Annotated in this window: 21 protein-coding genes; 10 read left to right on the top strand and 11 right to left on the bottom strand. The window is 71.8% G+C overall.

Annotated elements, in window-relative coordinates; genetic code table 11:
- Nucleotides 1–291: 291 nt before the first annotated feature.
- Nucleotides 292–1,059, top strand: coding sequence for an oxidoreductase (locus GTW43_RS22060; RefSeq protein ID WP_161303744.1), 768 nt, complete (start codon nt 292–294; stop codon nt 1,057–1,059).
- An 89-nt stretch (nt 1,060–1,148) separates the two neighbouring features.
- Here GTW43_RS22060 and GTW43_RS22055 read toward each other — a convergent pair whose 3' ends face one another.
- On the bottom strand, nt 1,149–2,048 hold the full coding sequence (locus tag GTW43_RS22055) for a LysR family transcriptional regulator (RefSeq protein ID WP_161303743.1): 900 nt from the start codon (nt 2,046–2,048) through the stop codon (nt 1,149–1,151).
- A 168-nt stretch (nt 2,049–2,216) separates the two neighbouring features.
- Here GTW43_RS22055 and GTW43_RS22050 point away from each other — a divergent pair, with 168 nt between their 5' ends.
- The 3 genes from GTW43_RS22050 (at nt 2,217) to GTW43_RS22040 (ending at nt 3,785) form a co-directional block, all read left to right on the top strand.
- Complete coding sequence (locus GTW43_RS22050; RefSeq protein ID WP_237536746.1) at nt 2,217–2,681, top strand: helix-turn-helix transcriptional regulator; 465 nt, start codon at nt 2,217–2,219, stop codon at nt 2,679–2,681.
- A gap of 21 nt (nt 2,682–2,702) precedes the next feature.
- Nucleotides 2,703–3,326 (top strand): hypothetical protein, encoded by a 624-nt coding sequence (locus GTW43_RS22045; RefSeq protein ID WP_161303742.1) that lies wholly within the window; start codon nt 2,703–2,705, stop codon nt 3,324–3,326.
- A 117-nt stretch (nt 3,327–3,443) separates the two neighbouring features.
- Nucleotides 3,444–3,785 carry a DUF2516 family protein gene (locus GTW43_RS22040; RefSeq protein WP_161303752.1) on the top strand — a complete coding sequence of 114 codons (342 nt, stop codon included), beginning with the start codon at nt 3,444–3,446 and terminating at the stop codon, nt 3,783–3,785.
- 36 nt (nt 3,786–3,821) lie between these two features.
- Here GTW43_RS22040 and GTW43_RS22035 read toward each other — a convergent pair whose 3' ends face one another.
- From GTW43_RS22035 to GTW43_RS22025, 3 genes are all read right to left on the bottom strand, one after another.
- The gene (locus tag GTW43_RS22035; protein WP_161303751.1) at nt 3,822–5,297 is read right to left on the bottom strand and encodes a fused response regulator/phosphatase; all 1,476 of its coding nucleotides are present in this window, start codon (nt 5,295–5,297) and stop codon (nt 3,822–3,824) included.
- Nucleotides 5,298–5,652: 355 nt separating this feature from the next.
- Complete coding sequence (locus GTW43_RS22030; RefSeq protein WP_161303741.1) at nt 5,653–6,777, bottom strand: C40 family peptidase; 1,125 nt, start codon at nt 6,775–6,777, stop codon at nt 5,653–5,655.
- 251 nt (nt 6,778–7,028) lie between these two features.
- Entirely contained in the window at nt 7,029–7,835 is an 807-nt protein-coding gene (locus tag GTW43_RS22025; protein ID WP_161303740.1) for a class I SAM-dependent methyltransferase, read from the bottom strand.
- Between the two features lie 180 nt (nt 7,836–8,015).
- Between GTW43_RS22025 and mshA the strand changes: the two genes are divergently transcribed.
- The 3 genes from mshA to GTW43_RS22010 all read left to right on the top strand — a co-directional run bounded on the left by mshA (nt 8,016) and on the right by GTW43_RS22010 (nt 11,671).
- Entirely contained in the window at nt 8,016–9,359 is a 1,344-nt protein-coding gene (gene mshA / locus GTW43_RS22020) for a D-inositol-3-phosphate glycosyltransferase (protein WP_161303739.1), read from the top strand.
- The gene (locus GTW43_RS22015) at nt 9,352–9,864 is read left to right on the top strand and encodes a YbjN domain-containing protein (RefSeq protein ID WP_161303738.1); all 513 of its coding nucleotides are present in this window, start codon (nt 9,352–9,354) and stop codon (nt 9,862–9,864) included. Before mshA ends, GTW43_RS22015 begins: the two co-directional genes overlap by 8 nt.
- 115 nt (nt 9,865–9,979) lie before the next feature.
- A complete protein-coding gene (locus tag GTW43_RS22010) occupies nt 9,980–11,671 on the top strand; it encodes a glycosyl hydrolase family 28-related protein (protein WP_343246089.1) in 1,692 nt (563 codons plus the stop codon).
- Nucleotides 11,672–11,680: 9 nt separating this feature from the next.
- Here the strand turns inward: GTW43_RS22010 and GTW43_RS22005 are convergent, their stop codons facing one another.
- The 3 genes from GTW43_RS22005 to GTW43_RS21995 all read right to left on the bottom strand — a co-directional run bounded on the left by GTW43_RS22005 (nt 11,681) and on the right by GTW43_RS21995 (nt 13,509).
- Entirely contained in the window at nt 11,681–11,872 is a 192-nt protein-coding gene (locus tag GTW43_RS22005; RefSeq protein ID WP_161303750.1) for a hypothetical protein, read from the bottom strand.
- Nucleotides 11,873–11,940: 68 nt separating this feature from the next.
- On the bottom strand, nt 11,941–12,216 hold the full coding sequence (locus tag GTW43_RS22000; RefSeq protein ID WP_161303736.1) for a hypothetical protein: 276 nt from the start codon (nt 12,214–12,216) through the stop codon (nt 11,941–11,943).
- Nucleotides 12,217–12,246: 30 nt separating this feature from the next.
- A complete protein-coding gene (locus tag GTW43_RS21995) occupies nt 12,247–13,509 on the bottom strand; it encodes an MFS transporter (RefSeq protein ID WP_161303735.1) in 1,263 nt (420 codons plus the stop codon).
- Nucleotides 13,510–13,644: 135 nt separating this feature from the next.
- Here GTW43_RS21995 and GTW43_RS21990 point away from each other — a divergent pair, with 135 nt between their 5' ends.
- Nucleotides 13,645–14,406, top strand: coding sequence for a phosphoglyceromutase (locus GTW43_RS21990; RefSeq protein WP_161303734.1), 762 nt, complete (start codon nt 13,645–13,647; stop codon nt 14,404–14,406).
- 80 nt (nt 14,407–14,486) lie between these two features.
- On the opposite strand, the gene GTW43_RS21985 is transcribed toward GTW43_RS21990, so the two are convergent.
- Genes GTW43_RS21985 through GTW43_RS21970 form a run of 4 tightly spaced genes read right to left on the bottom strand, consistent with a single transcriptional unit; the run spans nt 14,487 to nt 17,594 of the window.
- A complete protein-coding gene (locus GTW43_RS21985; protein ID WP_161303733.1) occupies nt 14,487–15,725 on the bottom strand; it encodes a site-specific integrase in 1,239 nt (412 codons plus the stop codon).
- Nucleotides 15,725–15,919: a helix-turn-helix domain-containing protein gene (locus tag GTW43_RS21980; protein ID WP_161303732.1), complete on the bottom strand. Its 195-nt coding sequence runs from the start codon at nt 15,917–15,919 to the stop codon at nt 15,725–15,727. The genes GTW43_RS21985 and GTW43_RS21980 overlap by 1 nt, the downstream gene beginning before the upstream one ends.
- Nucleotides 15,916–17,283 carry a replication initiator protein RepSA gene (repSA, locus tag GTW43_RS21975; protein ID WP_161303749.1) on the bottom strand — a complete coding sequence of 456 codons (1,368 nt, stop codon included), beginning with the start codon at nt 17,281–17,283 and terminating at the stop codon, nt 15,916–15,918. The genes GTW43_RS21980 and repSA overlap by 4 nt, the downstream gene beginning before the upstream one ends.
- Before the next feature lie 47 nt (nt 17,284–17,330).
- The gene (locus tag GTW43_RS21970) at nt 17,331–17,594 is read right to left on the bottom strand and encodes a hypothetical protein (RefSeq protein WP_161303731.1); all 264 of its coding nucleotides are present in this window, start codon (nt 17,592–17,594) and stop codon (nt 17,331–17,333) included.
- A 250-nt stretch (nt 17,595–17,844) separates the two neighbouring features.
- On the opposite strand from GTW43_RS21970, the gene GTW43_RS21965 reads away from it, so the two are divergent.
- Entirely contained in the window at nt 17,845–18,615 is a 771-nt protein-coding gene (locus GTW43_RS21965; RefSeq protein ID WP_161303730.1) for a GntR family transcriptional regulator, read from the top strand.
- Between the two features lie 13 nt (nt 18,616–18,628).
- Nucleotides 18,629–19,150 carry a GNAT family N-acetyltransferase gene (locus GTW43_RS21960; protein ID WP_161303729.1) on the top strand — a complete coding sequence of 174 codons (522 nt, stop codon included), beginning with the start codon at nt 18,629–18,631 and terminating at the stop codon, nt 19,148–19,150.
- The last annotated feature ends 72 nt before the right edge of the window (nt 19,151–19,222 follow it).

The raw sequence follows: 19,222 nt of genomic DNA, 5'->3' as shown, positions 1-19,222 counted from the left end.
CACTGCGGCCCCGTCCCCGTTGACGCTATCGGCCGACGGGCCCGGGGGCTTCTCGATTCCTGACGGTCCGGCCGGAGAATCTCGCGGCCGAGGCGACGGAGCTGCGGAGCCGCGACGGAGCGGGCGGAGCAACGGGACCTGGCGGCCTGGCGGTATAGGAAACTCCTCTGTCATCCACTGCACTTCCGTCTTTGCTTTCCCTGCTTTCCCGTCCGTACTTTCGACGTGTCGCCCGAGAACGAAAAAGCGAGGGCGGCGAAGACAACGGACACGGGAAAAGGCAGGCGGAACATGACGCACACCGGTGTGGCAGAACTCAAGGGAAAGCGAGCCCTCGTCACCGGCGGGACGCGCGGAATCGGCGCCGCGGTCGTACGGCAGCTGACCGACGCGGGCGCGGACGTGGTGACGACGGCGCGGTCCGCGGCGGGCGAGGTCCCGGACGGGGCGGTCCTCGTACCGGCCGACGTGCGGACCCCGGCCGGCGCCGAGGCGCTGGCGGCGGCGGTACGGGAACGGCTCGGCGGCGTGGACATCCTGGTCCACAACGCGGGCGGCGCCGACCCGTACCCGGACGCCGCCGCGATCCCCGACGCGCAGTGGCAGGACGCGCTGGACCTGAACTTCCTGGCGGCCGTGCGGCTGGACGCGCTGCTCGCCCCGGCGATGCGGGAGCGCGGCACGGGCGCGATCGTGCACATCTCCTCGGCCGCGGTCCGCACTCCGATGGGGCCGTTCCTGCACTACACGGCGGCGAAGGCGGCACTGGAGAACTACAGCCGCGGGCTCGCGAGCGAACTGGCCCCGGCCGGGATCCGCGTCAACACGGTGAGCCCGGGCCGGGTCACCACCCCGGGCGGCGAGGCGACCCGGGAGCAGTGGGCGCGGGTGGCGCCGGGCGACGGAGCGGGCGTGAGCCCGACGAACACGACCCCGCTCGGGCGCGACGGCCTGCCCGGCGACATCGCCGACGCGGTGCTGTTCCTCGTCTCGGACCGGTCGGCCTGGCTGACCGGCACGAACGTCTTCGTGGACGGCGGCGAATTCCCCCGCGGCTGACCACGGACGGCGCATGAAGAAACACGAATTCCGCAGTACGAATGATGCGAATACTGCGAATGCTGCGCTACGGAATGCGTGCCCGGAATTCAGCAGGGCGTGCAGGCCGTGAACTGGATCTCCGGCCATTCCTGTGCGCGGAGAAAGCCGAGCAGGGCCGTCTCCGCGGGGCCCGCGCCGGGCCGCAGTACGGCGATGACCGGCTGGTTGACGGCCGGGGACACGGGCCGGGCGAGGTGCTCGTGGCTCGGGGGTACCGCCGACGCCGGGACGAGGGTCGGGCCGAGCCCCTGGGCCGCCCAGCGCACGGCCGTCGCCGTCTGGGAGACGCGGGCCGCCGTCGCCGGTGCGAGCCCGCCGTGCCGGGCCGCCTCGACCAGGACGGCGTCGAGCGCGCTGTCCCGGTCGAAGCGCACCCAGGGTTCGTCCGCCAGCGCGCCCAGCTCGACCCGCTCGGCCGCGAGCTGCGGGTGCCCCTCGGGGAGTACGGCGACGAACTCCTCCTCGCCGAGATGGTGGGCGTCCTCGGGGCTCTGCTCGCAGGCGGCCATCAGGGCGAGGTCCAGGGCGCCCCGGCGGCCGAGGCGGTCGAGCTCGGCGGCGCTCGGTTCCTCGTAGACGGTGACCTCCAGTCGGGGGTGGCGCAGGCGCAGGGCACCGAGGGCGCCGGGCAGCTGGCGGGTGCCGAAGCCGAGCTGGACGGCGACGACGAGCTCGCCGGCCAGCTCGTCGGCGCCGGCCCGCGCGGTGTCGCGGGCCCGCCGCTCGGCCCGCACGGCGGCCTCGGCCTCCCGCAGGAACGCCCGGCCGACCAGGGTGGGCACGAGCCCCGACGGGGTGCGGGCGAAGAGCTCCACCCCGAGGTCGCGTTCCAGTCCGCGGATCTGCTGGGACATGGACGGCTGGGCGACCCGCAGCCGCTCCGCCGCCGCGGTCACCGATCCCTCCTCGGCGACGGCCAGGGCGTACTCGAACTGGCGAAGGCTCATCGGTTCCCGACTCCTTGCGTGGGCTGGCCTACCAACTGCCAACCGGCGCACGCAGCCACTGATTCCCGGGGCCGGGCCGCGCCGGGCCGCGTCGCGGCGACCGTGGTGTGGAACACTTTTGCAAGCGGGTGCTTGCAATTGTTAGCGGGATGGGGGCAGTATCGAAGCATGGCATCGCTCAACGTCGGAAGCCTCGGCGAGTACCTGCGCGAGCAGCGGCGCACCGCGCAGCTGTCCCTGCGGCAGCTCGCCGATGCCGCCGGGGTGTCCAATCCGTATCTGAGCCAGATCGAGCGCGGGCTGCGCAAGCCGAGCGCGGAGGTGCTGCAGCAGGTCGCCAAGGCCCTGCGGATCTCTGCCGAGACGCTGTACGTCCGGGCGGGCATCCTCGACGCGGAGCGGGAGCGGGACGAGGTAGAGACGCGTGCGGTGATCCTCGCCGACCCCTCGCTCGACGAGCGTCAGAAGCAGGTCCTGCTGCAGATCTACGAGTCCTTCCGGAAGGAGAACGCGGCCGCGCGAGCGGAGCGTTCACCGGGGGAGACCGAGGGATCGGGCGGCGGGACGCGCGACGACCGTGCCGGCGGAGCCGAGGGCACCGACGGCGGTGCCGAACCCTCTAGCAGCAGTTGATGTGATCCGGGAGGACCACCCATGGCCATCAAGGACGACCTCCGCAAGACCTTCAGCGACCCGACGCCCCTCTACTTCGCCGCCGGCACCGCCGAGCTCGCGTTCCAGCAGGCCAAGAAGGTGCCGAGCCTGGTCGAGCAGCTGCGCGCCGAGGCGCCCGCCCGCTTCGAGGCCGTGCGCGGCACGGACCCGAAGGACGTGCAGGAGAAGGCCACCGCCCGCGCCAAGGAGGCGCAGGCCACGCTGACCGCCAAGGTCAACGAGTTCGTGTCCGTGCTCGACACCGACTTCAAGAAGCTCGGCGAGACGGCGCAGGAGTACGCGCTGCGCGGCGTGGGCTTCGCCGCCGAGGCCGCCGTCAAGGCGCGCGAGGCGTACGAGAAGGTCGCCGAGCACGGCGAGGAGACGGTGAAGGCCTGGCGCGGCGAGGCCGCCGAGGAGATCAACGAGATCGCGGTGGCCGTCGAGCCGGACGCCGACACTGTGCCCGGTCAGGCGCCCGCGCCGGCCGCCGAGAAGGAGTCGCCGGCCAAGCCGGCCGCGAAGCCCGCGGCGAAGCCCGCCGCCAGGAAGGCCTCGCCGGCGGCGAAGAAGGCGCCCGCCAAGAAGACCGTCACCAAGAAGGCCACGCCGCCCGCCGAGTGAGCCGGGTACGTGACGACGGGCCGGGCACCTTTGGGGTGACCGGTCCGTTGTTGTGGGTACGGTGACCCGCGTACGGGTTCCGCGTACGGGTCGTCTTCGATGGGTTGGGTGAGCGTTGTGCTGATGTCGGCATTCGGCGGTCTGATGTGGCTGCTGTACACCGCCATGCTCGTGCTCGCGGTGGTCGCCTTCGTGATGGCCGCCCTGGCCCGGGAGGACGCGTACCGCGCCGCGGGCAAGAAGACCAAGCCGTTCTGGCTGGTCATCCTCGGTATCGCGGTCGCGGTGAACCTGCTGCTGCCGATGCTGTTCCTGCAGCTCGCGGGCCTGGTCGCGTCGATCGTCTTCTTCGTGGACGTGCGCCCCGCGCTCCGTCAGGTCGGCGGCGGCGGTCCCGGGCGGCGCGGTGGCGGCTCCAGCAGCGACGGCCCCTACGGGCCGTACAACGGGCGGCGGTGACGGGCGGCGCGCCCTCCGCCGCGCGCCGCCGGCCCGTCAGCGGTCGAGCAGCAGGACCGCGACGTCGTCGGTCAGGTCCCCGCCGTTGAGGTCGCGGACCTCGTTCACCGCGGACTCGAGCAGGTCCTCGCCGGCCAGGCCCGCGGCCCGGCTGCGGCGCACGAGCTCGACCATGCCCTCCTGGCCCAGCCGCTGGTTCCCTTCGCCGATCCGGCCCTCGATGAGGCCGTCCGTGTAGAGCATCAGGCTCCACGACGCCCCCAGCTCCACCTGCATCCGCGGCCAGCGGGCGCGCGGCAGCAGGCCCAGCGCCGGGCCGCTGTTCTCGTACGGGAGCAGCGCCGCCGGCCGGCCGGGGCTGGAGATCAGCGGTGACGGGTGGCCCGCCAGGCACAGACCGGCGCGGCGCCCGTCCGGCGAGATGTCCACCGTGCACAGCGTCGCGAAGATCTCGTCGTTCTCCCGCTCGTGCTCCAGGACCTGCTGGAGCGTGGAGAGCAGCTCGTCGCCGCAGAGCCCGGCGAAGGTCAGCGCGCGCCAGGCGATACGGAGTTCGACGCCGAGCGCGGCCTCGTCGGGGCCGTGCCCGCATACGTCGCCGATCATGGCGTGGACCGTGCCGTCGGGGGTGCGGACGACGTCGTAGAAGTCGCCGCCGAGCAGGGCACGGGAGCGGCCGGGGCGGTAGCGGGCGGCGAACCGCAGCGGCGAGCCGTCCAGCAGCGGGGTCGGCAGCAGACCGCGCTCGAGGCGGGCGTTCTCCTGGGCGCGCAGCCGCGACTCGGTGAGCTTGCGCTGGGCGACGTCGGCCCGCTTGCGCTCGACGGCGTAGCGGACGGCGCGGCCCAGGATGCGGGCGTCCAGCTCGTCGCGGAACAGGTAGTCCTGGGCGCCCACGCGCACCGCCTCCGCGCCGCGCTCGGCGTCGCCGGAGTCGGTCAGCGCGAGCACCGCCTGGCGCGGGGCGAGGCGCAGCACGTGCCGGAGGGTCTCCAGCTCGTCGCCGTCCTCGTCCTGGCGGCCGGGGCGGGGGCCGGGCAGGGCGAGATCGAGCACGATGCAGTTCACGTCGTCGGTGAGCAGCCGCTCGGCCTCGGTGAGGTTGCGCGCGGTGCGGACCCGGACCGGCTTGCCCGCGGCGTCCGGCATCTCGGGGATGCTCAGGGAGCCCGCGGGGTCGTCCTCGATGACCAGGAGCGTCAGGCTGTGGGCCGGGGTGCTCGGGCCCGAGCGGTCCGGCGCGGGCGTGGCCGTGGCCGCCGCGTGCGTGGCCGCCGCGTGCGCGGTCGCCGACGGCGCGGTCGTCGTCGTGGCGTCGTGCGTCGCCGTGCCGTGGTGCGTCGGGTCGTGGTGCGTCGTGTCGTGGTGCTGCGTGTTGTGGTGCTGCGTGTAGTCGTCGGCGTGGGTGGTCGTCCGCGTGGTCGGTTCGGCGGACGGCTTCGTCGGCGCAGCTTGAGCCTGACCACCTTCCGCGGCCGGGATCGCTCTCTGCCGCGGTACGGGTACGGGCATCGCTTCGGTTTCCTTCCCTCCCCCCGAGGGCGCGGTGGGACGAAGGTCGTCGGCCCACCAGACGGGGACCTTAGCGGTACCCGGGTGCTCAGCGGAATGGTGAGCGGCAAACGGCCAGCGTCATATGCCGCGAGGGGTACCGGAATTGGGCAGGTTCCGGACGCCGTCGGCCGGAAACGGGATGACGAACATCACGCCGGCCCTCCGGAACCGCCCACCGCCGAGTGCCCCACATCACGTGCCCTCCGTCACGCCCCGGCGGGGGCGACGGGTCGGGCCGGGCCGGTGAACCGCCGCCCCGGACCGCCCGACGACCCGCACCGGGCGGCAGCCCCTATGCACCGGGCGGCAGCCCCTACGCGTCGGGCCGGACCACCCCGAGGATCACCATCGACCCGGCCCCGGCGATCGTCACGGTCCGCCCCGGCCGGGGCGCGTGCACGATCGCCCCGTCCCCGATGTACATCCCCACGTGGCTCGCGTCGTCGTGGTAGATGATCAGGTCGCCGGGCCGCATGTCCTTGATGTCGATGCGCTCGAGCTGCTTCCACTGCTCCTGCGACGTGCGCGGGATCGGCCGCCCGGCCGCCGCCCATGCCTGGGAGGTGAGCCCGGAGCAGTCGTAGGACCTGGGCCCCTCGGCGCCCCACACGTACGGCTTGCCGATCTGGGACGTCGCGAACTTCACGGCGGCCTTGCCGGCCTTCGTCGCCCTGCCGTTGATCTCCTTGAGGACGCCGGAGGAGAGCCAGGCCGTCTGGGCCTTCTGCTCGGCCTGCTCCTCCAGCTTGCGCAGCCGCTCGCGCTCCTCCTTCTCGAGCTTGCTCTCTATCTTCTGCGCGGCCTTGATCTGCTTCTCGATGCGCTTCTTGGCGGAGGCCTTCTCCTTGCGGCCCTCCTCCAGCTTCTTCCACTTCGCGGAGGCGTCCTTCGCGTAACCGGCGAGGTCCTTCTGGGTGCCGGTCAGCTCCTTCATCAGGTTCTTCGTGGCCTGCTGGCCCTGGTAGACCCGCCCCGCGTTGTCCAGGAACTGCTGGGGGTCGCCGGAGAGCATGAACTGGGCCGCCCGCGGCACGCCGCCCGTGCGGTACTGCTCGCGCGCGGCCGCGCCCGCGTGGTTCTTGAGCTGGTCGAGCCGGCGCTGGCCCGCGGCGATCTTCTGGGCGAGCTTCACGATCTCGACGGACTGCTTGTCGGCCTTCTCCTCCGCCGCGTTGTACTCCTCCGTGGCGAGGGCCGCGTCGTGGTAGAGCGTGTCGAGCTTCTTGCGGACCGACTCCAGGCCGCTGTCCTTACCGTCCGCGGCCCCGGAGTCCCCGGAGTCCCCGGAGCCCTCCGAGGTCCCGGAGGATCCGCTGGGTGAGGAGGAGGGTGTGTCCGGCGGGGCGGGTGCGGCGTGTGCCACGCCCGGTGCGGTCAGGAGCGTCACGGCGCACACCACCGCCACGGCCGCCATCGTCGTCGTGCTCCGCTTGCTCATCCGTCCCCCGCAGTCAGACCGTCCGACTCAGCTGATGAACCACATCTGATTTACCGTCAGTAACTTGTGCGCGCTCCGGGGATGGTGCCACGTACGCGCCAAATCCGACAGACCCCGCACCGCGTGACGAACAGCCCCCGCACCGCGCGGACGAACGGATCCGCGCCGCGTGGACGGACCGACCCCGCCCATGTGACGAACGGAGCGCCGAGATCGTTCCCCTCCCGTCCCGGCCCTCTTCTCCCGCCCGTTCAGGCCGTCGCGTCCCTCCGCGGTGCCAACGCCTCCCAGGCCACCGTGACTTCGCCCTGCCGCCAGCGCCCCGGACGGTCCGTCACGGGCCAGTCGGCCGCGAGGTCGCGCACCGCCCGGATCCATCGCTGCCGCGCCCCGTACGAGGCGTAGGGCGCGGCCGCCGCCCAGGCCCGGTCGAAGTCGCGCAGGAACGCGTGCACCGGCTCGCCCGGCACGTTGCGGTGGATCAGCGCCTTGGGCAGCCGCTCGGCGAGGTCGGACGGGGTGTGGAGCGAGCCGAGCCGCGTCGCGAAGGTCACCGTGCGCGGCCCCTCGGGACCCAGCGCCACCCACACGTGCCGCCGCCCGATCTCGTCGCACGTCCCCTCGACGAGCAGTCCGTCCGGCGCGAGCCGCGCGCAGAGCCGGGCCCAGACGGCGGCGACCTGGTCCTCGTCGTACTGGCGCAGCACGTTCGCGGCCCGGACGAGGACGGGCGGCTCGGCCAGGGGCAGCTCGAAGCCGCCGTGCCGGAAGGTGAGTCCGTCGCGCGCGTACGGCTGCGCGGCGGCGACGCGGGCCGGTTCGATCTCGATGCCCACCACGCGCGTGCGCGGGGCCGCGGCGCGCAGCCGGCCGAGCAGTTCGACGGCCGTCCAGGGCGCCGCCCCGTAGCCGAGGTCGACCGCCACGGGGTCCGCGGCGCGGCGCAGCGCGGCCCCGTGCGCGGCCGCGATCCAGCGGTCCATGCGGCGCAGCCGATTGGGGTTGGTGGTGCCCCGCGTCACGGTCCCCACGGGGCGGGAGGGCGTGCGCGGGCTCATGGTGACGAGGGTATGCGGTGCGTGTGCGGTGACGGGCGTCACCCGGGTTGAGCCCCTGACGGTAATGATTCGGCAAAGTGGAAATGGAGCGGTGGCCTCCGGCGTTGCCGCCCTTGGACGAGGGCGCGCGCCCTCGCTGAGCCGTGCCCGCAGTACGCCCGATCGAGGAGGGCCCGCCACGTGAGCCAGTACGTGTCCAGGTTCCGCCGCTCCGGGGCGGCGACGGCCCGCCTGCGCCTGCCCGGATCCCCCCGGCGGCCGCGGCGCATCGCCATGCTCAGCGTGCACACCTCACCGCTCCACCAGCCCGGCACGGGCGACGCGGGCGGCATGAACGTCTACATCGTGGAGCTGGCCAAGCGGCTCGCCGCGATCAACATCGAGGTCGAGATCTTCACCCGTGCCACCACCGGCGCGCTGCCCCCGGCCGTCGAGCTGGCGCCCGGCGTCCTCGTCCGGCACGTGGACGCGGGTCCCTACGAGGGGCTCGCCAAGGAGGAGCTGCCCGCGCAGCTGTGCGCCTTCACGCACGGCGTGATGCAGGCCTGGGCCGGCCACCGGCCCGGCTACTACGACCTCGTCCACTCGCACTACTGGCTGTCCGGGCACGTCGGCTGGCTCGCCGCCGAGCGCTGGGGCGTGCCGCTCGTGCACGCCATGCACACCATGGCCAAGGTCAAGAACGCGGCGCTGGCCGAGGGCGACGCCCCCGAGCCCGCCGCCCGCGTCATCGGCGAGACCCAGATCGTGCGCGCCGCCGACCGGCTCGTCGCGAACACCGCGGAGGAGGCCGACGAGCTGGTCAGGCACTACGAGGCCGAGCGCGGCAAGGTCGCCGTCGTGCACCCCGGGGTGAACCTGGACCGGTTCACCCCCGGCGACGGCCGGGCCGCCGCCCGCGCGCGTCTGGGCCTGCCGCAGGATGCGCTGATACCCCTGTTCGCGGGCCGCATCCAGCCGCTGAAGGCGCCGGACATCCTGCTCAGGGCCGTCGCGGTGCTGCTCGACGAGCGGCCCGAGCTGCGGGCGCGGATGCTCGTGCCGGTCGTCGGCGGCCCCAGCGGCAGCGGCCTCGCCAAGCCGGCCGCGCTGCAGAAGCTCGCCGCCCGGCTCGGCATCGCCGACGTCGTGCGCTTCCAGCCGCCGGTCGGCCAGGACCAGCTCGCCGACTGGTTCCGTGCCGCGTCGCTGCTCGTCATGCCGTCCTACAGCGAGTCGTTCGGGCTCGTCGCCATAGAGGCGCAGGCGGCCGGCACCCCCGTCCTCGCCGCGTCCGTCGGCGGGCTGCCCGTCGCGGTGCGCGACGAGACGACCGGCTTCCTGATCGACGGCCACGAACCGGCCCGCTACGCGCGCGTGCTGCGCGAGTTCGCCGACCACCCCCACCTCGTGGACAGCATGGGCGACGCCGCGGCCCGGCACGCCCGCTCCTTCGGCTGGGACGCCTCGGCGGCCGCCACCGCCGACGTCTACACCGCTGCCCTGCACGAACACCGCCGTCCCGTACTCTCGCACCATGGCTGAGCACCCCGAAGCGGTACAGGACGCGGAGCGGATCCTCGAGTCCACGATCGAGGACGCCGAGCTCGAGTGGGAGCGCCCGGAACCGGGCTCGTACGTCGTCAAGCTGCCCGGCACGCGCAAGCTGTCCACGACGCTCTCGCTGCGCCTGGGCCGGCACAGCCTGTCGCTGAACGCGTTCGTGATCCGCCACCCGGACGAGAACGAGACGGGCGTCCACCGCTGGCTCCTGGAGCGCAATCTGCGCCTGTACGGCGTGAGTTACGCGGTCGACCAGCTCGGCGACATCTATCTCACCGGCAAGCTCCCGCTCTCCTCCGTCACTCCCGAGGAGATCGACCGGCTGCTCGGCTCGGTCCTGGAGGCCGCCGACGGCTCGTTCAACACGCTGCTCGAGCTCGGCTTCGCGAGCGCGATCCGCAAGGAGTACGCCTGGCGCGTGTCCCGCGGCGAGTCCACGCGCAACCTGGACGCGTTCACGCATCTGACCCAGCGTCCCGCCAAGTAGCACCACTTTCCCGCCGGTTGACCCCCTTCCGCCGCTCGGGGTCTCGTGGCATGCTCCCGCACTGCACTCACATGAACGTAGTTCACATACGTGTACGTGACGAAGGGTGGCGGCAGTGCGGGACTTCAGCAGACGCGGGGTGCTGGGCGGGGCGATCGCGGTCGCGGCGGCGGCCGTCACCGGAACCGGGACGGCGGCGGCCTCCTCGCCCCCGGCCTCCTCCGTACCGGCCCCCGGCACCGGCGGCGGGGGCCGAGTGCCCGGCATCTGGCACGAGTTCACCCGCTCCCCGCAGCGCCACCCCCAGATCCCCTACGTCGGCCGCGCCGGCTACCGCGCCGGCCGCCGCACCTTCGAGCGGCCCCGCCGCGTCCTGCGCGCCGAGGACTTCGGTGCCGTCGCCGACGGCACCACCGACAGCGCCCCCGCGATCAACCGGGCGCTGGCCGCCGCCGGTTCGGCCGGCGGCGCCACCGTGCTGCTCGGCGCCGGCACGTACCGCATCGACGACCTGATCCACATCGGTCACGACGACGTCGTCCTCCAGGGCGCCGGCAGCGCCCGCACCACCCTCCACGCCACCCGCAGTCTCACCGACATCATCGGCCCCTACGGATCCCGCTACGGCGGCACCAAGTCCTCCTGGTCCTGGGCCGGCGGCCTGATCTGGCTCTGCCCCGACGCCCGCTTCCGCAGCCTCACCGACGCGATCCGCGCAAGGAACTGGCCGTTCGAGGGCTGGACCGGCAACGCCCGTGACGCGTGGGACACCCTCACCACGGTCGCCGCCGCCCCGCGCGGCTCCTGGACGATCACCGTCGCGGACCCCTCCGCGCTCGGCGCCGGCGACCTCGTGCTGCTCCGCCTCGCCGACGACGCCGGACACACCCTCCTGGAACACATGGCGGGCGGCGGCCCCGGCCCCGAGGCCTACGTCTGGGACGACAAGACCAAGCTCACCTCCTACGTCCCCTACGAATGGCCCGTGCGCATCGCCTCCGTGCGCGGCGACCGCGTCACCCTGGAGCGCCCGCTGCCGCTCGACGTCCGCCCCGAGTGGGACCCCCGCCTGACGACCCACGTACGGGCCCTCACCGGCGCCGGCGTCCAGGGCCTCACCCTGGACGTCGTCGAGACCCCGCAGGCGCCGCACCTCCTCGACAAGGGCTACAACGGCGTCACGCTGCAGTGCACGTACGACTGCTTCGTCGACGACGTCACCGTCCACAACGTCGACAACGGCTTCGGCCTCGTCGCCGCCTCCGCCTCCACCCTGCGCCGCACCACCGTCGGCGGGCGCGGCGAGCACCACCCGTACTTCTGCCGCGAGGGCTCGCACGACAACCTGATCGAGGACTTCACCCTCCGCGCGCGCACCGTCCCCGCCCCCGCGGACACCCAGCTGCACGGCATCAACGTCGAGGGCCTGTCCTCGCACAACGTCTGGTCGCGCGGCCGCATGGAGATGGGCACCTTCGACTCGCACCGCGGCATGCCCTTCGCGAACGTCCGCACCGACATCACCGTGAACAACGACGGCGCGCACGGCGGCGACGCCTCCGCGGGCCCGCTGTTCGGCGCGCGCTTCACCCACTGGAACATCCGCGTCACCAACGAGCGCGCGGGCCTCATGAAGATCGACGCACTCGCCCCATGGAGTGCGACGGTCGGCCTCAACACCGTCCGAGAGTTCGGCCAGACCGACGTCCCCGACTTCACGGGCGACCTGCACGCGCGCCTCGAGCTGTACGGGACGACGGACACGGTCCGGCCACGCAACCTGTACGAGGCCCAGCGCGCGCTGTGACGCCCCGGCTCAGCCCAGCGCGACCATCCGCACGACGGTCACGGTGAGCACGGAACCGGAGACGTAGTAGAGGACGATCGCCCCGCCGACCGTGGCCTCGCGCCGGTCCCGCTCACCGGCCACCGAGCTGGAGCCGTGCCCGTACGGGTCGTGGGCGAGGGTGCGCGCCATCTCCGCGCGGAAGGACTCGGCGTCGGCCATCTTGGCGAGGGTGTCGTCGGCGGGCGGTGCGTACGCGATGCGGCAGGGGCTGCGCCTGCGGCGACGGCTCAAGCCGGCCCCCGCCTCTCCGCCTCGTCACGGGCGAGCCGGGCCAGGATCGCGTCCGCCTCCGGGTCGGGGACGGCCTCCAGCATCCAGTGCCGCATGACGGCGTGGATCTCGTCGACCCCGGCCGCGTTGATGTCCCGGTCGAACTCCGTGCGGCGCCCCGGGTCGAGCGCCGCACGGATCGCCGGAATGCTGTTGGGGACGTCCACCTCGACGCCGCCCACCAGCGTTCTCGGCGGATCGTCGGTTCTCGCGCTCCTCGCGGCTTCGGCCATGTACGGTCCCGTACCCGCCGGAGCGGTCCGTCACGCCGCGGCCTTCTCCACCGTGTCCGAACGGTGAGCGACCGGCGCCGGGGACTGCGCGGGCAGGCCGCGCATCAGGAACCGGTAGCCGACCGAGGCGACCGTGCCCAGCACCGCGCAGCTGCCCCACAGCCAGCCGGCCCCCGCCGAGTCGAGGACCCAGCCGCCCGCGAGCGGGGCGACCAGCGCCGCCGCCGACCACGACGTCGTGTACACGCCCTGGTAGCGGCCGCGGCCCTCGGCGGGCGCGAGCCGGGCCACGAGGCCCGACTGGGTCGGTGCGTTCACCATCTCGCCGAGCGTCCACACGACGACGGTCAGCGCGTAGGCCGCCAGCGAGCCGGCGAAGGCGGTGAGCGCGAACCCGTAGCCGATCAGCAGCGACGAGAAGGTGAGCAGCCGACCCGGGTCGCGGCGCTCGATGATCCGGGTCAGCGGGATCTGCAGGGCGACGATCACCAGGCCGTTCACGGCGGCGACCAGGCCCACGTCCGAACTGGAGAACCCGTTCTCGCCCATCACGATCGGCAGGCCCACCGAGCTCTGCGTGAACACCACGGCGACGAGGAACGACAGCCCGACCATCAGCATGAAGCGCCCGTCGCGCAGCACCGTCCCCATCGTCACCGGCTTCGGCAGGGCGGCGCCCGCCACCGGCACCGCCTGCTGCGGACGCGACTCCTTCACCTTCACGAACACGACGCACGCGCAGGCCAGCGTCATGCCCGCCTCGACGAGGAACCCGAGCGTGTAGCTCTGGGCGACGAGGAAACCGGCGTACACGGACGACACCGCGAACCCCAGGTTGATCGCCCAGTAGTTCAGGGAGAACGCCCGGACGCGGTCGTGCGGCGGCACGATGTCCGCCATCATCGCCTGGATCGCGGGGCGCGACGCGTTCGAGGCGAGGCCCAGCACGAAGCCCGTCAGCGCGATCGGCACCGGGTCCCGCACGAAGGCCAGCACGGCGACCGTCGCGGCCGTCGCGAGCTGCGCCGCGAGCAGCGTCGGGCGCCGGCCCAGCCGGTCCGCGAGCACCCCGCCGAGCACCGACGCGATGACACCGCCCAGCCCGATCAGCGACGCGACCAGGCCCGCGTACGCGGCGGAGAAGCCGCGCTGAGCCGTCAGGTACAGCGCGAGGAACGTCAGGACGAAGCCACCGAGGCGGTTGACCAAGGTGCTGGTCCACAGCCACCAGAACTCCCTCGGCAGCCCGGAGACGGACTCCTTGGCGGCACGTCTGAGCGCGGCGACGGACATGGGTGCATCCCCCGGGGTGTGGGTAAGTGGCGAGATCGGTGTCCGTAACTTACGACCGGGGGTCGTCCGGCGGCCACTCAATTGACGACGACCGTCAATCGGCGGGGCGCACACCGGTCGATTAGGCTCGGGCCCATGGCCGACGCACCGTACAAGCTGATCCTCCTCCGCCACGGCGAGAGCGAATGGAACGCGAAGAACCTGTTCACCGGCTGGGTGGACGTCAACCTGAACGAGAAGGGCGAGAAGGAGGCGGTCCGCGGCGGTGAGCTGCTCAAGGACGCCGGCCTGCTCCCCGACGTGGTCCACACCTCGCTCCAGAAGCGTGCGATCCGCACCGCCCAGCTGGCGCTGGAGTCCGCGGACCGCCACTGGATCCCGGTCCACCGCTCGTGGCGTCTGAACGAGCGCCACTACGGCGCCCTCCAGGGCAAGGACAAGGCGCAGACCCTGGCCGAGTTCGGCGAGGAGCAGTTCATGCTCTGGCGCCGCTCGTACGACACCCCGCCGCCGCCGCTCGACCGCGACGCCGAGTACTCCCAGTTCGACGACCCGCGCTACGCGACGCTCCCGCCCGAGCTGCGCCCCCAGACGGAGTGCCTCAAGGACGTCGTCGTCCGCATGCTCCCGTACTGGTTCGACGGCATCGTCCCCGACCTCCTCACGGGGAGGACGGTCCTGGTCGCGGCCCACGGCAACAGCCTCCGCGCCCTGGTCAAGCACCTCGACGGCATCTCCGACGCGGACATCGCGGGCCTCAACATCCCGACCGGCATCCCCCTCAGCTACGAGCTGGACGCCGACTTCAAGCCCCTGACCCCGGGCGGCACCTACCTCGACCCGGACGCGGCAGCGGCGGCCATCGAGGCGGTCAAGAACCAGGGCAAGAAGAAGTAATCCCGACGCTTCAAGCCCCCTAGCTGCGGCTTCTCCGCCAGTAGGGGGCTTGTTGCTGCCCTGGGGCCGCCGCTGGGCCGTCAGGTGCTTGATCGGGCCGGGCCGAAGATGGCGGCGACGGCTTTCCGCGTCCGCTCCTGACTCGACGGCATCAGGTGCGCGTACACGCGTAGCGTGAGTCCCGGGTCCGAGTGCCCGAGGTACTCGGCAACGGCCTTGATGCTCTCCCCGGCGTCCAGGAGCACCGAGGCGAAGAAGTGCCTCAGGGCGTGCATTCCGTTCTCGCGAGACTCCGCGTAGGGCTCACCACGCTTGGGCGTCGGGATCACTCCGGCAGCGGCCAAAGCCCGTTTCCATGCCTCCTCGTTGAGCGAGGTACGCCAGACGTGCCCGCCACGAGGACCGGTGAAGATGAGCCGCTTGGTCACCGGCGGTCCGTCAGCGACTTTCCAGGGCAAGGTGACTTCGACCGGCGCGAACTGCTTCATGTGGGCCCGCAGGGCATCAGCGACGGGACCTGGGAGCGGGACGTCCCGGAGCTTGCCGCCCTTGGGCGGGGCGAAGACGGGCTTGCTCCGGCTCAGCTTGAGCTGCTGGACGACGTGGAGCGTGTCCGACTCGAAGTCGATCGCGTCGACGGCGACGCCCAGGATTTCGCCCTGCCGAAGGCCGCAGCCGCCGCCGAGGTCGACCATGGGCTGATACCGCTCCGGCATGGCGTCCTGGACGGCGAAGACGCGTTCCGGGGTCCAGGGGATGACCCGCTTCGTGTCGACGGTTGGCGGCCGGACCGAACGGGCAGCGCACGGGTTCCGGGGAAGGTGCCCATCGTCGACTGCTGCCGAGAGTGCAGCACGCACGTTGGAGTAGATCGTCCGGGCATACGAGCCACGTACGCCGTTCTCCTGTAGCTGCCGCACCCAGTCCCGGATATGCGCCGGTTGGAACGAGCCGAGCGGACGTGACCCGACGTACGGGAAGGCGTGCAGCCGGAGTTGTGACTCCATCGACGCCTGGGTGTTCGGGTCGGCGCCCTGAGTCGCTACCCAGCGCTCCGCGTACTGCTGAAAGGTGATCCGGGCTGCCCGAGGGTCGATGTACTGACCGCGCGCCATGTCCGCCTCGGTGTGCGCCAGCCATTGATCAGCGAGCCGCTTCTGTCGGTCGGGGAAGCTCTTGGACTTCTCCGTACCGTCCGGGCCGACGTAGCGAGCGCGGTAGCGCATGCCTACGCCGTGGCGGTCGCTCTTGACCTTGACCGGCTTGCCGTTCGGGCCGGGCTCGGTCTTGTACCAGCGGTCTTGGATATGTCCGGCCATCAGGCGGCCTCTTCCATCTGGGACTGGACCCAGGCGCGTACGTCTTCGGGGTCGAAGCGGATGTGCCGGCCGACGCGGAATCCGCGCGGTCCCGTGCGCTTGCGGCGCCACTGATAGACGGTCTCGATCGGAACGCCCAGGAGGTCTGCCAGGTCGACCGGGGTCAGGTAGCGCTCAGGGAGCGGACGCGTCATGCCCATACCTCCATGTCGTCGAGGTCGGCGCGGGCTTCACGGGCCAGCTCGCGGTTGTCGCGGATCTCGCGGGCGATCGATGCGGCGAGCCAGGATTCGCCGGGGGTGTGGCCCTGTCCGGCGTAGGTCCAGTGGGCGAGGGTGAGCGTGGAGCCCTCCGAGTCGTCGAGGTCTTCGGGCAGGCCCCGTTCGCGGCGTTCCTGGCGGGCGCGGAAGTCGGCGCGGACCTGGCGGCGTTCGCCGAGGGTGGTGGAGTAGGCCCGGGACTTGGTCATGAAGTGCCCGCGGAAGCCGAGCATGTGGGCCCAGCGCCACAGCATCCGGTCGGGGTAGGCGTCGTCGAGGTCGCGGCAGGCTTCGATCAGGCTGCGGGTGTGCGCGGGCAGGGGCAGCTTGTCGAGTTCGGCCAGCTCCCCGATCCGGCGGTCGACGGTCTCGGTGGCCTCAGCGGCCTTGGTCGCGTACTTGGCGACGTAGGAGGCGACCGCCTGGTCGGTCAGCTCGACCCCTTCCATGCCGCCGATGGCTTGGACGTCGATCTGTGATCCCCACCGCAGCACGCGGGGCGGGACGTCCCCGGAGGCGGGGAGCGGGACGGCGACGCGGGCGGCGGCGGCCTTGATGGAGTCGTCGAGGAGGGCGACCGTGGCCCATGCCGGCGGAGGGGCGTCGGGCCCGTCGGGACCGTCGAGGCGGACGACCGCGTGGAAGTGCACGGCGCCGCGCTTCTGGAATTCGGCGACCTTGCCGAAGGAGACCCGGCACACCTCCTTCAAGGCGGTCTGGGTCAGGCCCGCGCGGGCGGCGACCTCACGGCGGAGGTAGATGGTGAAGCGGCGCCACAGGTCCCCGGCGTGGTTGTTCCACAGCACGGCCCCGGCGTAGTCGTAGCGGCTCGGGTCGAGGGCGGTGCCGAGCGCGGGTTCGTCCTCCGCGTGGGAGCTCCCGCAGCGGCAGCAGCCCTTGGAGGGGCGGTTGTGGACCGGCCCGAACGACGGCGCGGTGAGGGTGGCGAAGACGCCGGGATGTTGGCGGATCTCGCCGGAGATGCCCATCCGGGAGTCGCCGGTGATCCCGGCGCGGATCAGGTGGTAGACGTCGCCCGCGTACGTCCAGGCGCAGGAGGGGCAGCGGGAGGCCCGGCGGTTGCCGCAGGCGACCCGGAGCATGCCGCCCGGCTCGTTCTCCGTGCTGTACGAGTACAGGACGTCGTGGGTCTTGGCATCGCGGGTGACGGTCTGGCCGGTCAGGCGGATCGGGTGGGAGCAGCCGCCGGTACGGCGTACCTGCTCCTGCCAGCGGTCGAAGCCCGGAGCGTTCGCCACCCGTAAGAGATCAGCGAGGGTGATGGGGTCGGTGCCCATAGAGGCCGCAGCACTGGCCACGGCCTCAGGGGCGACGGGGAAGTCCGTCACGCGCTCACCGCCACGTTGGGGCACGTGGAGGCGAGCAGGGCCCGCACGCGGTTCACCTGGAAGGCGTGACGGGAGCAGGCGACCGGGCTCACGGGCCCGGGTGCCTCGTCGTACTCGATCAGACCGGAGCCCGTGCAGACACCGCAGAACGGGGAGGCTGACGTGTCCTCAGCCCAGCCCGTGCCGGCGCAAGTGTCGCAGTCGGCCCACACGCTCTTGGTCAGGAAGTACAGGCACTCGGCCGGATCGGTGCAGCGCATCTCCGCGCATGCCGGGCAGCCACGGAACGCGCTCGCACGGTATGTGACCTCAATGTGCGAAGCGGTCGACGTCGCAGGCATCATGAAAGCTCCCTCAGTTGGGAAGCCGGGGCGGCGAATCTGCTTGGCGGTAGGAGCGCCGTCCCGGTGCGGGAAACTGGCTTGAGCCAGTTACTGGCTTAAGCCAGTAACCCATGAGTGGCTGCGCGCGTCAAGACGCTGGCTTAAGCCAGTTGCTATGCTCGGGAGCATGACGACGCCCGGAGCCTCACAGCAGCCAGCGAGTAGGCGCATCGCGGAGGCTCTGCGGAGCGCGATCGAGAGCGGCGAGCTGGCGCCTGGAGACAAGCTGCCCTCCGAGCGCACCCTTGCCGAGATCCACGGGGCCGCCCGTAACACCGCCCGTGAAGCGGTCCGGATTCTCGCCGAGCAGGGGCTGGTCACGGCTCGCCACGGACGCGGAGTCTTCGTACGAGAACCACAGCGGCTGTTCCGTTTCGGCAGTGACCGATACTCGCTCAAGAACCGCGAGACCGGCCTCACCCCCTTCCGCCTTGAAGCGAAGCGACAAGGGAAGGTGGCACGGATCGAGGTTCCGAGCATCGTGCGGGAAGTTCCGCCCCGTGACGTCGCCGAGCGTCTCAACGTTCCGACCAACGAGCCGAGCGTCGTTCACCGTGAGAACCACTACTTCGCCGACGACGAGCCCGTACAGATCGTTTCGACCTATCTGAGATGGGACGAAGCGCAGGGCACCCTGCTCCTGCAAGCCAAGACCGGCAAAGACGGAATCTATGGGCGACTTGAGGAACTGGGGCACGTGATGACGCGCGTGCGAGATGAGATCAGCGCTCGCATGCCGACTCCCGAAGAGGCTGCGGTCCTTGATCTTCTCCCTGGAGTGCCTGTGCTCGAAGTCCTGCACACCAGCCTGGATCAGGAGGGCGTGCCGTTCGAGGTCTCCAGGTACGTGCATCGCGCGGACCAGACCGGCTTGCTCTACGAACTGCCCGTCGAATGAGTAGGAGTCCGCAGTGACCGATCTTGTTATTCGTCCCTTCGAGGACGGCGATATAGCCGGTGCGTCAGCGGCCCTCATCGAGGTACATGCCACCGATGGCTATCCGGTGGAAGGGGTCGAGGATCCGAAAGCGTGGCTGACGTCGGACGACGTGTTGGCGGCCTGGGTGGCAGCAGAGGAGGGGAGGGTTGTGGGGCATGTCTCCGTCATGAAGCCGCGTGGCGAAGAGGCCGTGGTCTTCTGGCAGAAGCAGAGCGGCGACTCTCAGGAAGGCATTGGGGTGTTGGCGCGACTGTTCGTTGTGCGAGACGCCCGGAAGCGAGCCGCCGGCGAGCGATTGATGCGGGCCGCCATGGACTATGGACAACGCGAAGGGCGACGCCTGGTGCTCGATGTTGTGTCCAAGGATGTTGCCGCCATGCGTCTCTACGAACGTTTGGGCTGGCGCAAGATTGGCGAAGCCGTCCACCCGTATGGCGACGGCCAGACCATCGACGCCGTTTGCTTTGTCTCTCCCGACTCCGAGGCTCGCTAGAGCCGTTACAGGTTTCTCTACCTCATCAAGCACCCGGCTGCGCTCCGCTCCGCCGGGCGGGCTCCCGGCTCC

The organism is Streptomyces sp. SID5785, assembly GCF_009870065.1.
Taxonomy (GTDB): Bacteria; Actinomycetota; Actinomycetes; order Streptomycetales; family Streptomycetaceae; genus Streptomyces.
This window is presented reverse-complemented; position numbering and strand designations above follow the sequence as displayed.

Coding starts and splice junctions, on each gene's coding strand:
- GTW43_RS21965 (WP_161303730.1), top strand. CDS start 17,845: ATGACGACGCCCGGAGCCTCACAGCAGCCAGCGAGTAGGCGCATCGCG.
- GTW43_RS22015 (WP_161303738.1), top strand. CDS start 9,352: ATGGCTGAGCACCCCGAAGCGGTACAGGACGCGGAGCGGATCCTCGAG.
- GTW43_RS21970 (WP_161303731.1), bottom strand. CDS start 17,594: ATGCGCTGCACCGATCCGGCCGAGTGCCTGTACTTCCTGACCAAGAGC.
- GTW43_RS22060 (WP_161303744.1), top strand. CDS start 292: ATGACGCACACCGGTGTGGCAGAACTCAAGGGAAAGCGAGCCCTCGTC.
- GTW43_RS22000 (WP_161303736.1), bottom strand. CDS start 12,216: ATGGCCGAAGCCGCGAGGAGCGCGAGAACCGACGATCCGCCGAGAACG.
- GTW43_RS21995 (WP_161303735.1), bottom strand. CDS start 13,509: ATGTCCGTCGCCGCGCTCAGACGTGCCGCCAAGGAGTCCGTCTCCGGG.
- GTW43_RS21980 (WP_161303732.1), bottom strand. CDS start 15,919: ATGACGCGTCCGCTCCCTGAGCGCTACCTGACCCCGGTCGACCTGGCA.
- GTW43_RS22045 (WP_161303742.1), top strand. CDS start 2,703: ATGGCCATCAAGGACGACCTCCGCAAGACCTTCAGCGACCCGACGCCC.
- repSA (WP_161303749.1), bottom strand. CDS start 17,283: ATGGGCACCGACCCCATCACCCTCGCTGATCTCTTACGGGTGGCGAAC.
- GTW43_RS22055 (WP_161303743.1), bottom strand. CDS start 2,048: ATGAGCCTTCGCCAGTTCGAGTACGCCCTGGCCGTCGCCGAGGAGGGA.
- GTW43_RS22050 (WP_237536746.1), top strand. CDS start 2,217: ATGGCATCGCTCAACGTCGGAAGCCTCGGCGAGTACCTGCGCGAGCAG.
- GTW43_RS22030 (WP_161303741.1), bottom strand. CDS start 6,777: ATGAGCAAGCGGAGCACGACGACGATGGCGGCCGTGGCGGTGGTGTGC.
- GTW43_RS22025 (WP_161303740.1), bottom strand. CDS start 7,835: ATGAGCCCGCGCACGCCCTCCCGCCCCGTGGGGACCGTGACGCGGGGC.
- GTW43_RS22005 (WP_161303750.1), bottom strand. CDS start 11,872: ATGGCCGACGCCGAGTCCTTCCGCGCGGAGATGGCGCGCACCCTCGCC.
- GTW43_RS22035 (WP_161303751.1), bottom strand. CDS start 5,297: ATGCCCGTACCCGTACCGCGGCAGAGAGCGATCCCGGCCGCGGAAGGT.
- GTW43_RS21990 (WP_161303734.1), top strand. CDS start 13,645: ATGGCCGACGCACCGTACAAGCTGATCCTCCTCCGCCACGGCGAGAGC.
- GTW43_RS21985 (WP_161303733.1), bottom strand. CDS start 15,725: ATGGCCGGACATATCCAAGACCGCTGGTACAAGACCGAGCCCGGCCCG.